Source organism: Microcella sp., from assembly GCF_019739195.1.
Lineage (GTDB): Bacteria > Actinomycetota > Actinomycetes > Actinomycetales > Microbacteriaceae > Microcella.
In genome coordinates this window covers 893,772-909,069 of sequence record NZ_JAHHDS010000003.1, presented here as the reverse complement: position 1 = coordinate 909,069, position 15,298 = coordinate 893,772, and the positions used below count along the sequence as shown (strand labels likewise).

Annotated in this window: 13 protein-coding genes; 10 read left to right on the top strand and 3 right to left on the bottom strand. The window is 68.0% G+C overall.

The annotated features are described in order from the left end of the window. The first annotated feature begins 6 nt into the window (after positions 1-6). Both KL788_RS06140 and KL788_RS06135 read left to right on the top strand, forming a co-directional pair. Positions 7-450, top strand: a complete 444-nt coding sequence (locus KL788_RS06140; RefSeq protein ID WP_293169479.1) for a PTS sugar transporter subunit IIA — start codon at positions 7-9, stop codon at positions 448-450. Further along, positions 447-1,586 carry a mannitol-1-phosphate 5-dehydrogenase gene (locus KL788_RS06135; protein WP_293169477.1) on the top strand — a complete coding sequence of 380 codons (1,140 nt, stop codon included), beginning with the start codon at positions 447-449 and terminating at the stop codon, positions 1,584-1,586. Before KL788_RS06140 ends, KL788_RS06135 begins: the two co-directional genes overlap by 4 nt. A gap of 4 nt (positions 1,587-1,590) precedes the next feature. Here KL788_RS06135 and KL788_RS06130 read toward each other — a convergent pair whose 3' ends face one another. Beyond that, positions 1,591-2,487, bottom strand: coding sequence for a DUF4349 domain-containing protein (locus tag KL788_RS06130; RefSeq protein ID WP_293169475.1), 897 nt, complete (start codon positions 2,485-2,487; stop codon positions 1,591-1,593). A 266-nt stretch (positions 2,488-2,753) separates the two neighbouring features. Here KL788_RS06130 and KL788_RS06125 point away from each other — a divergent pair, with 266 nt between their 5' ends. Genes KL788_RS06125 through KL788_RS06110 form a run of 4 tightly spaced genes read left to right on the top strand, consistent with a single transcriptional unit; the run spans position 2,754 to position 6,704 of the window. After that, positions 2,754-3,575: an alpha/beta fold hydrolase gene (locus KL788_RS06125; RefSeq protein ID WP_293169473.1), complete on the top strand. Its 822-nt coding sequence runs from the start codon at positions 2,754-2,756 to the stop codon at positions 3,573-3,575. Between the two features lie 9 nt (positions 3,576-3,584). Then, positions 3,585-4,571 carry an aldo/keto reductase gene (locus KL788_RS06120; RefSeq protein WP_293169471.1) on the top strand — a complete coding sequence of 329 codons (987 nt, stop codon included), beginning with the start codon at positions 3,585-3,587 and terminating at the stop codon, positions 4,569-4,571. A 10-nt stretch (positions 4,572-4,581) separates the two neighbouring features. After that, complete coding sequence (locus tag KL788_RS06115) at positions 4,582-5,913, top strand: MFS transporter (RefSeq protein WP_293169469.1); 1,332 nt, start codon at positions 4,582-4,584, stop codon at positions 5,911-5,913. Between the two features lie 11 nt (positions 5,914-5,924). Next, positions 5,925-6,704, top strand: a complete 780-nt coding sequence (locus KL788_RS06110; RefSeq protein ID WP_293169467.1) for a siderophore-interacting protein — start codon at positions 5,925-5,927, stop codon at positions 6,702-6,704. A 218-nt stretch (positions 6,705-6,922) separates the two neighbouring features. On the opposite strand, the gene KL788_RS06105 is transcribed toward KL788_RS06110, so the two are convergent. Next, positions 6,923-7,693: an alpha/beta fold hydrolase gene (locus KL788_RS06105; RefSeq protein WP_293169465.1), complete on the bottom strand. Its 771-nt coding sequence runs from the start codon at positions 7,691-7,693 to the stop codon at positions 6,923-6,925. A 71-nt stretch (positions 7,694-7,764) separates the two neighbouring features. On the opposite strand from KL788_RS06105, the gene KL788_RS06100 reads away from it, so the two are divergent. Further along, positions 7,765-8,322 (top strand): NADPH-dependent FMN reductase, encoded by a 558-nt coding sequence (locus KL788_RS06100; RefSeq protein ID WP_293169463.1) that lies wholly within the window; start codon positions 7,765-7,767, stop codon positions 8,320-8,322. A 7-nt stretch (positions 8,323-8,329) separates the two neighbouring features. Here KL788_RS06100 and KL788_RS06095 read toward each other — a convergent pair whose 3' ends face one another. Beyond that, positions 8,330-9,535 carry an MFS transporter gene (locus KL788_RS06095; protein ID WP_293169461.1) on the bottom strand — a complete coding sequence of 402 codons (1,206 nt, stop codon included), beginning with the start codon at positions 9,533-9,535 and terminating at the stop codon, positions 8,330-8,332. A gap of 326 nt (positions 9,536-9,861) precedes the next feature. Here KL788_RS06095 and KL788_RS06090 point away from each other — a divergent pair, with 326 nt between their 5' ends. From KL788_RS06090 to KL788_RS06080, 3 genes are all read left to right on the top strand, one after another. After that, positions 9,862-12,360, top strand: a complete 2,499-nt coding sequence (locus KL788_RS06090) for a ribonucleoside-diphosphate reductase subunit alpha (protein ID WP_293169459.1) — start codon at positions 9,862-9,864, stop codon at positions 12,358-12,360. A gap of 161 nt (positions 12,361-12,521) precedes the next feature. Continuing rightward, positions 12,522-13,502 carry a ribonucleotide-diphosphate reductase subunit beta gene (locus KL788_RS06085; protein ID WP_293169457.1) on the top strand — a complete coding sequence of 327 codons (981 nt, stop codon included), beginning with the start codon at positions 12,522-12,524 and terminating at the stop codon, positions 13,500-13,502. Positions 13,503-13,538: 36 nt separating this feature from the next. Then, entirely contained in the window at positions 13,539-15,290 is a 1,752-nt protein-coding gene (locus tag KL788_RS06080) for an amidohydrolase (protein ID WP_293169455.1), read from the top strand. Positions 15,291-15,298: the final 8 nt, after the last annotated feature.

Here is a 15,298-nt window from a genome sequence, read left to right as displayed (position 1 = left end):
ATTCCCGTGACCACCACCGTATTGACCACCGACCGCATCGTTCTGAGCGGCACCGCGCGCACGCGAGACGAGGCGATCGCCGAAGCGGCCCGCCTGCTCGAGGCTGCGGGCGCCGTGACGAGCGACTACGAAGCGGCGATGCGGCAGCGGGAATCCCTGGTCTCGACCTTCATGGGCAACGGCCTCGCGATTCCGCACGGCACCAACGAGGCGAAAGAGGCGATTCTCGCCTCGGCCTTGACGATCGTGCGGTACGACGAGCCCATCGACTGGGACGGCAACCCCGTTCGGGTCGTGGCCGCCATCGCGGGCAAAGACGGCGGCCACATGGCTGTGCTGTCGTCGCTCGCGCTGGTCTTCAGCGACGACTCGGCCGTCGAGCAGCTGCTCGCGGCCGAGTCGCCGCAGCAGGTGCTCGACCTGCTGGGCGACGTCAACGACGCAGCATGACCGCCGTTCACTTCGGCGCGGGCAACATCGGCCGCGGCTTCATCGGCCTGCTGCTGCACGAGGCCGGTCACGACCTCGTCTTCGTCGACGTGAACGCCCCCCTGATCGCGGACATCCAGGCCGCCGACAGCTACCGGGTCATCGAGATAGGCCCGGGCGGCCGCCAGCACACCGTCACGGGCTTCACCGCGATCGACAGCGCGGCCGACCGGGCCGCAGCCGTCACCGCGGTCGCGACGGCCGACATCGCCACAACCGCGGTCGGCCCGACCGTACTGCGCTTCATCGCCCCGGTCATCGCCGACGCCCTGCGGGTTCGGTCGACGGATGCTGATCCCCTGATCGTCATGGCCTGCGAGAACGCCCTCCAGGCCACTGACCTGCTCCGCACCGAGATCGCCGCGCAGCTGGCCGATGCGCCCGAGGTGCTCGAGCGCGCGATCTTCGCCAACACCGCCGTCGATCGCATCGTGCCGACAGCCGACCCTGCCGATGGCCTCGACGTGCGCGTCGAGCCCTTCTGCGAGTGGGCGATCGAAGTGGGGCCCTTCGGTGATGCCATTCCGAGCATCCCGGGTGCGCACTTCGTCGACAACCTCGCCCCCTCGATCGAGCGCAAGCTCTTCACTGTCAACACGGGGCACGCGACCTGCGCCTACTTCGGCCGCGCCGCCGGGCACGAATTCGTGCACGAGGCCGTCGCCGACCCGGCCGTGCGCGCGTCGGTTGAGGCAGCATTGCGCGAGACCTCAGAGTTGCTCGTCGCCCGCCACGGCTTCGCCGTCGAGGTGCAAGACGCCTATCGCGAGACGGCGCTCAGCCGCTTCGCCAATGCGGCGTTGGCCGACCCCGTGACGCGCGTCGGCCGTCAGCCGCTGCGCAAGCTCTCACGGCATGAGCGGTTCGTCGAACCCGCGACGGCGCTCGCCGAGCTCGGCATCGAGCCGGTGGCCTTGCTCGCCGCGATCGGTGCCGCACTGCAGTTCAGGGTCGACGATGACCCCGAGAGCGTCGAACTCTCTGCGATGCTGGCGAGCCGATCGGCGCCTGACGTCGTCGAGACCGTCATGGGCGTTGAGCCATCGCACCCGCTTTACGCCCCACTACTCATCGTCGTCGAGGCCGCGCAGGCCTGAGCGGTTACTCGCGCGTCGCGTCGCTGCTCTCATCGACAGGCGAAGACCGGCGACGAGCGCGCCGCACGATCAGCAGCACCACGAGGCCGAGCAGACCGAGCAACACGAGCCAGGGCAGCAGCACGCCCAGCAGCACGAGCAGCCCCGAGCCGAAGGCGACGAGAGCCTCCCAGCCGGTGATGAGCCCGGTGACGAAGGTGTCGGGCTCGGTCACCGGAGCGACGTCGCGCGAGCCGAGCACGAGGGTGATGGTCGAGAGACCCACCTGATCGGCGAGAAAGCGCTGCTGTGCCTCAAGGCTCTCGAGCTCGGCCTGGCGGTCGCTGATCGCCGTTTCGAGCGCGATGAGGTCTTCGACCGTCGCCGCGGCGTCTTGCAGTGCGAGCAGCCGCGTAATCGACGAGCGCAGGGCGGTCACGCGCGCGTCGATGTCTTGTACCTCGCGCGTCACGTCCGAAGCGCTCAATCGCAGTTCTTCGACCTCGCCGAGCTCTTTCAGGCGGTCAAGCGTGGCGGTGAGCCGCTCGGCGGGAATGCGCAACGTCAGTTCGGCACCTCCCGCATCGCCACCCTGGGGGGCGAACTCTTGTCGACCGTCGACCCGGCCGCCGGCGGCCTCGGTGATCGACACTGCCTCGGCGGCCGACTCGAGCGGAGCATCCACCGTCACATACAAGAAGCCCGTCGTGATGACCGAGCGGTCGTCGGAGAAGTCTCCGCTCGACTCGTCGGCGACGAGCTCGCCATCGGCGCCAACGGCGGGGGAGCCGCCTTCGAATCCGCCACCGTCGGCGGGCATGTCGTAGCTCGACTCGACGCTCGACATGGCCGCGCACCCGCTCAGCAGCGAGGCGGCGACAGCGAGTACGACGAGGGCGCGAATTCGAGGGAGTGCGGTCATGGCGCTCACGCTAGACCTCATGATCGGCGCGTCACCACCCAACGTTTTGGGCCGAAACGCGATCGTGACCTGAGACAACGCTATGAGTAGACCGAGGGGTGGGCGGGAAGCCCTTCGCGAGCACCGACCGCTGGCTACAGTCGACTTATTCCTACGCGACTAGGGGTGGACGCGAAGGACTGGGGGGTCGGCTGAGCCGGCCCCCCTTTCTCATGCCTGCTGGCCATCGCCCCCTGGTTCTGAGGAGCATCCGTCATAATTCCGGCATGGGTGTGCTCGACTGGTGGCGGCGGCGGGATGCTCCGCTTCTGAATGTCGCCGGCGACACCGGCAACGGGCCGGTCGTTGTGATGATCCACGGCATTGCCTCGTCGTCGGTGACCTTCCACCACCTGGTGCCGCTGCTCGAGAAAACCCATCGATGCATCACGATCGACATTCTGGGCTTCGGCGGGTCGCCCGCGCCGGAGGGGTCGGAATACACGCTCGACGAGCATGCCGCCGCCCTCGAGCGCACGGTGCGGGCTCTCGGGCTGCGAGAGCCGTTCACGCTCATCGGGCACTCGCTCGGCAGCCTGATCGCCGCGCGCTACGCCGCGACGCACCGTCGCGAACTGGATCGCCTCTTGCTCGTGAGCTCGCCGATCTACCTGCCACCCGCCGTGCTCGGCGATCGCCTCGACCGCGCGAGCATGGGCGCCTACTTCACGCTCTACGAGTTTCTGCGCACCAACGCGAGCTTCACGCAGCGCACCGCGGCAGCGCTCGCCGCGGTCGCGCCGATCAAGAACGTGCTCGAACTCACGGAGAAGAACTGGCAGCCGTTCATGCTCTCGCTCAAGAACGCGATCGAGTCGCAGACAACCCTCGCCGACGTCTCGCGCGTGCGCGTGCCTGTCGACCTTGTGTATGGCGCGCTCGACCCCTTTCTCGCGCCGGGAGGCATCGCCATTGTCGAGCAGCTGCGGCACGTGCGGTCACAGCGCGTCTCGGGGGTCGCGCACATCATCAGGCCTAAGCTCGCGGCCGCCGTCGCGAAGGTCGTCACCGAACCGCCGGAGCCCTGGGTGGCCTCGAGCGGCGAATAGGCTGGAGTCATGAAGACGTCGACGCTCGGCCGCACTGGTTCCACTGTTTCTGCGATCGGCCTCGGCACGTGGCAGCTCGGTGCCGACTGGGGTGACGTGAGCGAGGCGGATGCTCACGCGGTGCTCGACGCCGCCGTCGAGTCGGGCGTCACGATGTTCGACACCGCCGACGTCTACGGTGACGGCCGCAGCGAGCAGCTCATCGGCCAGTACCTGCGCGAGCGTCCCGATGCAAGGGTCTTCGTCGCCACCAAGATGGGCCGCCGCCTGCCGCAGGTGCCCGAAAACTACTCGACCGAGAACTTTCGTGCGTGGAACGAGCGCAGCCTGAAGAACCTCGGCGTCGAGACGCTCGATCTCGTGCAGCTGCACTGCCCTCCGACGCCCGTCTACTCGATCGACCGCGTCTACGACGACCTCGACCAGCTCGTCGCCGAGGGCAAGATTCGCCACTACGGCGTGAGCGTCGAGACCTCGGCCGAGGCGCTGACGGCCATCGCACGGCCGAACGTCGCGAGCGTGCAGATCGTGCTCAATGCCTTTCGACTCAAGCCCCTCGATGAGGTGCTGCCCGCCGCGATCGCCGCGGGTGTCGGCATCATCGCGCGCGTGCCGCTCGCTTCGGGACTGCTGAGCGGCAAGTACGCGAAAGACACCACGTTCGCCGAGAACGACCACCGCACCTACAACCGCGACGGCTCGCACTTCGACCAGGGTGAGACCTTCGCGGGGGTCGATTTCGAGACCGGCGTCGAAGCCGCTCAAGAGTTCGCGTCGCTCGCCGCCGAGCACGACCTCGCGCCCGCGACCGCCGCGCTCGCCTGGCTCGCACAGCTGCCGGGCGTGAGCTGCGTGATCCCCGGCGCACGCTCGCCCGAGCAGGCGCGCGCCAACGCCGCGGCCGGCGAGGTGGCTGACCTCGGCCCCGAGTTCCACGCCCGCGTCGTCGAGCTCTACGACCGTCGGTTCCGCGCCGCGGTGCACGAGCGCTGGTAGCGAGCACGGCGTGAGCACTCGCGCAGACTCCGGCGCAGCATCCGGTTCGGCCCCGCAGCCTCGAGGGCTGGGTCGCACTTTTGCGAACGTCTTCACTGCGAACCTCGCCTCGAGCCTCGGCGACGGCATCGCCCGCACGGCCTCACCGCTGTTGGCGGCGCGGCTCACCGACGACCCCGTGCTCATCGCCGGCATCGCCGCCGTCGCGATGCTGCCGTGGCTGTTCTTCGCGCTGCCCGCGGGCATTCTCGTCGACCGCATGGACCGCCGTCAGGCGCTTGCCCTCGCGGCCGGCGTGCGCACGGCGCTCGCGGTGGCGCTCGTTGTTCTTGTGGCGACGAACTCGCTCACCATCTGGTGGCTCTACCTCGTGATCTTCGTCTACGGCGCGTGCGAGACGCTCTACGACGGCGCCATCCGCGCCGTCGTGCCGAGCGTCGTGCCGAAGAAGAGCCTGCCGCGCGCCAACGCCCGCATCGAAGGGGCCGAGCTCGTCGTGCAGAACTTCGCGGCCGCGCCGCTCACGTCGGCACTGTTCGCCGTCGCCGTGCTGATTCCCATCGGCGGTCTTGTCGCGGCGTTCGGTCTCGCGGCTCTCCTCGCGGCTCTGCTGCCCGCCGTCGCTTCGGGTCGGCAGTTTCACGCGGCGGTAGCGACGGGCGAGGTCGCCGCGGTCGTGCCGTTCCGCACGCAGCTCGCCGACGGCTGGAACTTCATCATGGGCAACCCCATGCTGCGCACGCTGTGGTTCGTGAGCATCCCGGTCGCGATTCTGTTCTCCGCCTCGGGGGCGACCCTCGTGCTCTTCGTGCTCGACACGCTCGCCATTCCCGAAGCTGCCTTCGGTCTGTTCTTGCTCGCCGGCGCCGTGGGCGGCTTGCTCGGTTCGGTCGTCGCCTCCCGGTTGGCGAACCGATTCGGGCTCGGGCCCGTGATGGCGGCGATGAACCTGCTCGCGGGGGTGCTCGTGCTGCTCACCGGGCTGCTGCCGGTGCCGATCGCGGCGATCATCTTCTTCTCGCTCGGCGCTGCGACGACCACCATCTGGAACGTGCTCATGATGTCGTTCCGCCAGTCAATCATCCCTGGTCGGCTTCTCGGGCGCGTGCACGGCACCTGGCGCACGCTGCTGTGGGGAACCATGCCCATTGGGTCTCTGCTGGGCGGCGCGCTCGCACTCATCGACCTCACCGTGCCGTGGATCGTCGGCGGCGCCGGCATCACCGTGCTCGGGCTCATCTTCTACCGCTTCTTGATGACGCTGCCCAACCCCGAAGACATCGACAACGGCGATGCGCCTCCGCCAGCGACGGGCGCGATCCCCGTCGTGCCCGCCGCGTGAGTCACACCGCCGTGCCCTATTCGCTCGCCCGCCATCCGTTCCCGCCCGCCGAGCGGCGGCTGGTGCTCGCCGAGCGCACCGTGCTTGCTCGCGCGGGCACCGACTCCTTTGTACGGCTGCGTCTGGTCGAGGCCGTGCCGGGCGAACTTGCGGGATTCGTCGCGCCGGGCGGTGGCGACCATGTGACGGTCGCGGTCGGATCTGTCGAAGGCGGCGATGTGGTGGTCGATGACGGTGGCAGCACGCGCGCCGAGTTTCGCACCGAGACCGTTGTCGACCACTCCGTCGACGAGGGTTGGATCGACCTCGACGTGCTCGTGCACGGCGAGCCCGGCGCCGAGCTCGGGGTGATCGGCCCGTGGGCCGCGCGCGCTCCGCTCGGGTCGCCCGCCGTCATGCGGGGCCCGAAAGGCTCGGTCGTGCTGTCCGGCGTGCCCGGAGAGGTCGTGCTCGCGGGTGACGACAGCGCCCTGCCCGCCGTACGCCGCTACCTGCGGATGCTCGGCCCGAGCATCACGGGCCACCTGCTGCTCGAGACACGTTTTGGCCTCGCCGCGCTCGGCATCGAGCCGCCGGCGGGGCTGAGCGTGAGCATCCTGCCCCCTGACCCGCAGCGGTCGAGTGCCGCACTCGCCGAGGCACTCGCCGCACTGCGGGCTCCCGCCGACCCTCTCGAGCGCTTCGTGTTCGCCTGCGGAGAGCAGTCGCTCGTCGCTCCGGGCCGCGCGCTGCTCGCCGCGTGGGGCATCGACGTCGAGCGCGCCGTGCTCAAGGGCTACTGGAAGCGCTGAGGCCTCGACCAGTGGGCTTCGGCGAGTGGGCTTCGACGAGTGGGCCTCGCCGCTCAATCCGACGGCCGCTTCCGTCGGGCTTCCACAACTTCGGAGTGGGAGTAGCGCGCACCCTCCCCTTCCGAAGTTATGGAAGGAGCCAAGAGCGATGAGGCCCTCGCGCGCCGCCAGCCGCAATGCATCGCTCGTGGCCGAGAGTGCGCTGCCCCGCGGTGGTGCTAAGGCGTCTCGGCGGCGTGCAGCCAGTCGAGCAGGTGCTGCAACGTCGCCTCGGGGTTATCGCGGTGCACGCTGTGCCCGGCGCCCGGCACGACGACCTGCTCGAACAGCGGGTTCGCGGCGAGCACCGAGGCGGCGTGCTCGCCAGCGAACATCGACCCGTTCGCGGGGTCGGCGGCGATCACGAGTGTCGGGGCAGTGACGTGGGCGACGTACGACGTGCAATCCCAGTCGTCGTTGTCGAGCACCGAGCGCTCGAGGGCGTACCGCGACGCGGCCTTGACCGCCCGCACGCGAAACTCGACGTCGAGCGGATGCCAGTGCGGAAACTGCTCGGCGATGCTCGCGACCGTGGCGCCGTCAAAGTTGGCCAGCTGCCCGTCGAGCACGGCCTGACGCGCGGCGGGGTCAAGAGTGAGCGCGGGGTCGAGTAGCACGAGCCGGCGAGTCCAGCCGGCATCGGTGCCCGCGGCCTGCATCGCCGCGGCGGCGCCGATCGAGTGGCCGACGACGAGATCCCAGGGGAGGCCGTCGTCATGGCGCGTGCCGAGCAGGTCGCCCGCGAAGTCGTCGATGCGGTAGCGGGATGCTCGCGGTGCGTCGCCGTGACCCCGCAGATCGACGGCCGTCGCCGACCACCCCTGCTCGGCGAGGCCCTCGCTGAGCCGCCACGTGGTCTGAGCGGATGACCCCAGCCCGTGCACGAGCAGCGCGCGTCGGGGGGCACTCGCGTCGCCCCAGTGCCAGCGGGGCAAGGTCACGGTGCTCATGGCCAGGAGCCTAGCGCCGTGAATCTGCTGGGTGCGGGAATCGAACGGCGAGCATCCCGGTTGGCGAGGTCATGACTCGCACTCTCATCATCGTCGGTTCTGTTCGCCCCGGCCGTGTCGGCCTGCCCGTCGCCCACTGGGTGCGTGACCGCGTCGCGGCCGCGGGGCACGAGGTCGACTTCGCCGACCTCGCCGAGCTGAACCTGCCGTTCATGGACGAGCCCGAGCACCCCGGCAAGCGCGCCTACACCAAGCCGCACACGATCGCGTGGAGCGAGCGCGTCGAGCAGGCCGACGCCGTGCTGCTCGTGAGCCCCGAGTACAACCACAGCTACAGCCCCGCGCTCAAGAACGCGCTCGACTTTCTCATGCACGAGTGGCAGGGCAAGCCCGTGGGCGTGGTCGCCTACGGCGGAGCCTCGTCGGGCTTGCGCGCTGCCGCCGCGCTCGACCAGGTGCTCACCACGCTCGGCCTCGTGCGCGTGCCCGTCGACGTAGCCATCAGCGGCCCCGCTGCGCACATCGCTGACGGCGTCTTCACCGCGACCGAGAAGCACGATGCGGTGCTCGGGCGCATGATCGAGTCGCTCGGCCGCTACGCCGAGGCGCTGCGCCCGCTGCGGGCGTAGCGGCGACTCAGCTGACGATCTCGACGGGTTCGGTGTCGGGAATCGGGCTCGCGTCGCGGCCTCGCAGGTCGGGGTGCCAGCCTCTGAACAGCACGGCGACGAGCAAGCCGGCCACGGCGAAAGCGATGGCCGCCCAGAAGCCGCCGATCGGGCCGAAATCGTCGATCAAGAAGCCGGCGATCGCTGAGCCGAGCGCGGCACCGATGAGCTGGCCGGTGCCGAGCCAGCCGTAAGCCTCGGCCGTCTCGCTAAATTTCACGCTCGCCGAGACGATCGCGAACATGACGGCGAGCACGGGTGCGATGCCGATGCCCGCCACGAGTAGGGCGAGCGCGAGCCACCAGAACTCGAGGGCGAACGGCGCCATGGCCATGCCGACGACCACGATCGCGAAGCGGCGGGCGAGGGCCCATGGCCCGATCGGCAGGTGCCCCATCGATAGCCCACCCACGAGCGACGCGATGGCCCACAGCCCGAACAGGATGCCCGCTTCGGTGCCACCCTCGCCGAAGACGGCCACGACCCCGACCTCGACCGAGGCCGCCGAGCCGATGAGCAAGAAGCCGCACACGGTCGCCAGCAGCACCGCGCGGTTCTTCATGACCACGCCGAGCTTGCGGCGGCTCGGCGGAATGCGCACCTTGCCGACCTCAGGGCTCGCGATGAACCAGATGCCGCCGCCCAGCAAGAATCCGCCTGCGACGGCGATGGCGACGACCGGCGAGACCTGGGTGGCGAGGATGACTGTGATGAACGGGCCCGTGACCCAGATGATCTCTTGCGCCGAAGCGTCGAGCGAGAACAGGGGGGTCAGCTGCTTGCCAGTCACCATCTTCGGATAGATCGTGCGCACGGCCGGTTGGATCGGCGGCGTCGAGAGGCCGACGATGAGACCGGTGAGCATGTAGGCCCACAGGGGCAGCAGTGCGAAGCCGACGATGAAGATTCCCGTCGCGCAGATGACGAGCGTCACGATGAGCACGGCGCGCATGCCGAACCGGCCCATCCAGCGGCTCGTGAGCGGCCCGGCGACGGCTTGGCCGACGCTGGTGGCGGCGAGCACGAGCCCGGCGGCGCCGTAGGAGTCGAAGATGCGCTCGATGTGGATGAGGAACGCCAGCGAGAGCATCCCCGAGGGGATGCGCGCCGTCAATTGCGCGGCGATGATGCGCGCCACGCCGGGCGTTCTCAACAGGTCGGTGTATCCGCTCACAAGGAGTCAAGCCTAGGGTGTGCGGAGTCGGTTGCCGGAGGGCCTCAGAACGCGTGATTCGGGGGTGATTCGCGGCACTTCGCGGCGTGTCGGTGCTTGCCCACAGGCTGGGGATAAGTAGGCGAACTTATCCACAGTTGTGGACGACACGCCCACTACATCTTGGGTGTCAACAATGTCGGAGCCCCGATATATAGTGATGGAACCGCGCAGGGGGTATCGCGCGAACAGCCCGGAATTCCGGGCTTTTTCTGACCACAGACGACCTTCGGGTCGCACCGCAAAGAGAACGGCGTCGGCGACGGCGCGAGAGGGAGAGTGACTACGTGAGCATCACGGTCGTCAAGCGCGATGGAACCCGAGAGCCGTACGACGCGAACAAGATCAACCTGGCGATCGAGAAGGCCGCGCACGACCTCGATGACTCGATCGCCTGGGTCACGCAGATCGCGAGCGAGCTCGAGCTCACCCTCTTCGACGGCATCTCGACCCAGCAGCTCGACGAAGCGGTGATTCAGGTCGCCTTGCAGAACGTGAAAGACGACCCAGCGTTCGACGTTGTCGCCGCGCGCCTGCTGCTCAAGACCATCTACAAGCGTGTGCTCGGCGACTACGAGACCGACGACGAGCTGCGCCAGCTGCACCAGCAGCACTTCTCGGCCTACATTCACCGCGGTGTCAACGAGCAGCTGCTCGACCCCCGGTTTCCCGACCTCTTCGACCTCGAGAAGCTCGCCGCCGTGCTCGAGCCCGCCAACGACGGCCTGCTCAAGTACATCGGCGTCGTGACGCTCAACAACCGCTACGGCATCAAGGCGCGCAACAACGAACCGCTCGAGACGCCGCAATACTTCTGGATGCGGGTCGCCATGGGCCTCTCGCTCAACGAGGCCGACCCCACGACGCACGCCATCGCCTTCTACGACAAGATGTCGAAGCTCGAGTACCTCGCTGCCGGTTCGACCCTGGTCAACGCCGGCACGAGCTACCCGCAGTTGTCGAACTGCTTCGTCATGGAGATGCAAGACGACATCGAGCACATCGCCAAGAGTGTGCGCGACGTCATGTGGCTCACGAAGGGCACGGGTGGAATCGGCCTGGCCGTCACGAAGCTGCGCGCGCAGGGCTCGCCCATCCGCTCGAACAACACGACCTCGACCGGCCCGATCCCCTTCATGCACACGATCGACTCGGTGCTGCGCGCGGTCAGCCGCGGCGGCAAGAAGTTCGGCGCCCTGTGCTTCTACATGGAGAACTGGCACATGGACTTCCCCGAGTTCTTGGACCTGCGCCAGAACTCGGGCGACCCCTATCGCCGCACGCGCACCGCCAACACCGCGGTGTGGATCAGCGACGAGTTCATGAAGCGCGTGCAGAACGACGACGACTGGTACCTCTTCGACCCGCTCGAGGTCGCCGACCTCAACGAGCTCTACGGCAAAGAGTTCTCGACCCGCTACGCCGAGTACATCGCCATGGCTGAGCGCGGCGAGCTGCACATGTTCAAGAAGATCGGTGCGCGTGAGCAGTTCAAGCAGATTCTCATCTCACTGCAGTCGACGAGCCACCCGTGGTTGACCTGGAAAGACACGATCAACAACCGGGCCATCAACAACAACACCGGCACGATCCACCTGTCGAACCTCTGCACCGAGATCTGCCTGCCGCAAGACCGCGACAACATCTCGGTCTGCAACCTGGCGTCGATCAACCTCTCGCAGCACTTCGTCGATGGCGGTCTCGACTGGGCGAAGATTGATGAGAGCGCGCGTCTCGCAGTGCGTCAGCTCGACAACCTCATCGACATCACGGTGTCGAGCGTCGACGAGGCCGATCACGCTAACCAGAACAACCGTGCGATCGGCCTCGGCGTCATGGGCTTCACCGATGTCGTCGAGAAGCTCGGCTACTCGTACGACTCTGAAGAGGCCTTCGACCTCATCGACGAGATCATGGAGCACGTCTCGTACGCGGCGATCGACGAGTCGGCCGACCTCGCGCAAGAGCGCGGCTCGTACGCCAACTTCGCTGGGTCACGCTGGTCGCAGGGCCTCGTGCCGCTCGACACGATCGACCTCACCGAGGCCGACCGTGGCGTCGAGGTTCAGGTCAACCGCACAACGCGACTCGACTGGGATGCGCTGCGCGAGAAGGTCAAGGGCGGCATGCGCAACGCGACGCTTATGGCGATCGCGCCCACGGCATCCATCGGTCTCGTCGCCGGCACCACGCCGGGTCTCGACCCGCAGTTCTCGCAGATTTTCAGCCGGTCGACGAGCTCGGGCAAGTTCCTCGAGGTCAACCGCAACCTGGTCACGGCGCTGCAGGCGCACGGGCTGTGGGAGAAGGTGCGCGAAGACATCCTGCGCAGCCAGGGAGACATTCAGGGCATCGCCGCGATTCCTGACGACATCAAGGCCGCGTACAAGACGAGCTTCCAGCTCTCGCCCTACGCCTTCCTCGAGGTCGCGGCCCGTGCGCAGAAGTGGATCGACCAGGCCATCAGCCGCAACATGTACCTCGAGACGCGCGACGTCGACGACATGATCGACATCTACACCGCTGCCTGGAAGAAGGGCGTGAAGACGACCTACTACCTGCACATGAAGCCGCGTCACACCGCCGAGCAGTCGACCGTCAAGGTCAACAAGTCGGAGTCGATCAACGCCGGTTCGGGCTCAGCGCCGAAGAAGGGCTTCGGGGCGGCGAGCCCTGTTTCTTCTGCTCAAGCCGACACCGGCGCTGGCGCGTCGGCGGAAGCGCCTGTGGGCGCTCCCGCCAAGAAGGGCTTCGGCTTCGGCGGCGCCGCGAAGGCGGCCGAGTAATGACTTCCACCACCAGCACCACCAGCACCGCATCGTTCACCTACGAGGTTCCGATCGACCCCATGGACGAGTTGCACTGCGAGAGCTGCCAATAGGCGGCTCTCGCCATCCACCCCACACTCCCTATCCCGCACCACCCACCAGAAAGACACGACACGAACATGGGAATCCTCGGAACCGGAATCCAAGAAGGCCTGCTGCTCAAGCCGGTCACCTACAAGTGGGCCATGGACCTCTACGACCAGGCTGTCGCGAACACCTGGTTCCCCAACGAGATCCAGCTCGGTGAAGACATCGCCGACTTCAAAAAGATGACCGACGAAGAGCGTCACGCCATCACGTTTTTGATGAGCTACTTCAACCCCAACGAGCTGCTCGTCAACAAGGCGCTCGCGTTCGGCGTGTACCCCTATATCAATGCACCCGAGGCGCACCTCTACCTCGCGAAGCAGATGTGGGAAGAAGCGAACCACTGCATGAGCTTCGAATACGTGCTCGAGACTTTTCCGATCGACCGCGTTGCCGCGTACGACTCGCACGTGAGCGTGCCGTCGATGGCACGCAAAGAAGAGTTCGAGGTCAAGTTCATCACGCGCATGACGCAAGACACCCTCGACATCACGACGACCGAGGGCAAGCAAGACTTCATCCGCAACCTCGTCGCCTACAACGTGATTCTCGAAGGCATCTGGTTCTACAGCGGCTTCATGGTCGCCCTGTCGTTCCGCCAGCGCAACCTGCTGCGCAACTTCGGCTCGCTCGTCGACTGGATCGTGCGCGACGAGAGCCTGCACCTCAAGTTCGGCATCAACCTGATTCTCACGGTGCTGGAGGAGAACCCCGACCTGCAGACGCCGGAGTTCGCTGCCGAGATTCGCCAGATGATTCTCGACGCGGTCGAGATGGAAGAGCAGTACAACCACGATCTGCTGCCCAACGGCATCCTCGGGTTGAACGCCAACTACATCAACCAGTACGTCAAGTACCTGGCCGACCGTCGCCTCGAAGAGCTCGGCTTCGACACCGAGTACAACGTGTCGAACCCGGCCAAGTGGATGGCGACTGCCAACGACACCCTGCAGCTCGTCAACTTCTTCGAGTCGACGAACACCTCGTACGAGGTCAACGCCAAGCAGGGCTAGCGGGCACGGCCGCGCTGCGGCCGTAGCATCGCTGGTGTGAGCACCGCATCGCGCCCCGAGCCCCCCGCCGACCTCCTCTTCACCGGAGGAGTCGTCTATCGGGGGCCGGGGCGCTCTGCGGTTTCTGAGGCTCTCGAGGTTGCCGTCATCGACGGCCGCATCGCGGCAATAGATGCTGACCTCACTGCGTGGCGCGGGCCAGCCACCGAGGTGGTCGATCTGGCGGGCGGGATGCTCCACGCCGGTTTCGTCGACGCGCACATCCACCCCATCCAGGGTGGGCTCGAGCGACTCGGCTGCGACCTGAGCTCAGGCTCCTCGGCCCAGGACTACGCGCGACTCATCGCCGACTACGCGCAGCTGAACCCGCCCCGCGGTTGCGACGCCTCGCGCGCCTGGATCACCGGCGGCGGCTGGGCGATGAGCGCCTTCCCGGGCGGCACGCCGAGCGCCGCTGAGCTCGACGCCCTCGAGCCCATCCGCCCCGTCTTCCTCTACAACCGCGACCACCACGGCGCCTGGGCAAACTCGGCCGCTCTCGCGCTCGCGGGCATTACCGCCGAGACCCCCGACCCCGCCGATGGCCGCATCGAGCGGCTGCCCGATGGCTCGCCGCAGGGCACCCTGCACGAGGGTGCCGCAGCACTCGTGGCCGCGGTCGCCCCCGCCGCGACCCCCGACGACGAGTACGCCGCCCTGCTCGAAGCGCAGCGCTACGCGCACAGTTTCGGCATCACGGCTTGGCAGGACGCGATCGTGGGCGACTACTTCGGCGCGAGCGACACCGCGCTTGTCTACCGCCGCGCGCTGGCCGAGGGGCGACTCACGGTCGACGTCGTCGGCGCACTGTGGTGGGACCGCAACCGCGGCATCGAGCAGGTGCCCGAGCTCGTGGCGAAGCGCGAGGCGCACGCGGCCGAGCTCGGGCCAGACGCACGCTTCCGGCTCAGCGCCGTCAAGATCATGGCCGACGGAGTGGTCGAGAACGGCACGGCCTCAATGCTCGAGCCGTACCTGGTGCTCGATGGTGCGGCACCGAGCGAGCATCCGACCGGTATCGCCTTCGTCGGCGGGCAGGCGCTCAGCGAAGCGATCGTGGCCCTCGACGCCGCCGGCTTCAGCGCGCACGTGCACGTCATCGGCGACCGCGCGGTGCGCGACGCGCTCGACGCCTTCGAGGCGGCCGCGGCCGCCAACGATTGGGCTTCGCGCGCCGCGACGGATGCCCGCCGCCACCACCTCGCGCATCTGCAGTTCGTGCATCCCGACGACGTGGCGCGCTTCGCCGCGCTTGGCGTGACCGCCAACATGCAGGCGCTCTGGGCCTGCAACGAGCCCCAGATGCGCGACCTCACCGTGCCGCTCGTCGGCACCGAGCGTGCGGCGACGCAGTACCCCTTCGCGAGCATCCTGCGCGCAGTGGTGGTGGATGCTCGCCCGCGCCTGTGCGCCGGCAGCGACTGGCCCGTCTCGACCCCCGACCCGTGGCAGGCCATCCACGTCGCGGTGAACCGCACGCTCCCCGCCGACGACCCCGAGCGCGATCCCGAGCCTCTGCTCGCGCACGAGGCGCTCACCCTCGCCGTGGCGCTCGACGCCTACACAGCCGGCTCGGCGTTCATCAACGGGCGCGGGCCGGGCGACGCGCACGTTACGGGCATCATCGAGGTCGGGTCGGTCGCCGACCTGGCCGCGACCAACCGCGACCCGTTCGCGGGCCCTGAGGCGAGCATCCACGCCACTCGCAATGTCGGCACGTGGGTGGCCGGCCGCCGTGCGCATGGCTAGCGCTCGCG

Coding starts and splice junctions, on each gene's coding strand:
- KL788_RS06135 (WP_293169477.1), top strand. CDS start 447: ATGACCGCCGTTCACTTCGGCGCGGGCAACATCGGCCGCGGCTTCATC.
- KL788_RS06120 (WP_293169471.1), top strand. CDS start 3,585: ATGAAGACGTCGACGCTCGGCCGCACTGGTTCCACTGTTTCTGCGATC.
- KL788_RS06105 (WP_293169465.1), bottom strand. CDS start 7,693: ATGAGCACCGTGACCTTGCCCCGCTGGCACTGGGGCGACGCGAGTGCC.
- KL788_RS06085 (WP_293169457.1), top strand. CDS start 12,522: ATGGGAATCCTCGGAACCGGAATCCAAGAAGGCCTGCTGCTCAAGCCG.
- KL788_RS06125 (WP_293169473.1), top strand. CDS start 2,754: ATGGGTGTGCTCGACTGGTGGCGGCGGCGGGATGCTCCGCTTCTGAAT.
- KL788_RS06100 (WP_293169463.1), top strand. CDS start 7,765: ATGACTCGCACTCTCATCATCGTCGGTTCTGTTCGCCCCGGCCGTGTC.
- KL788_RS06130 (WP_293169475.1), bottom strand. CDS start 2,487: ATGACCGCACTCCCTCGAATTCGCGCCCTCGTCGTACTCGCTGTCGCC.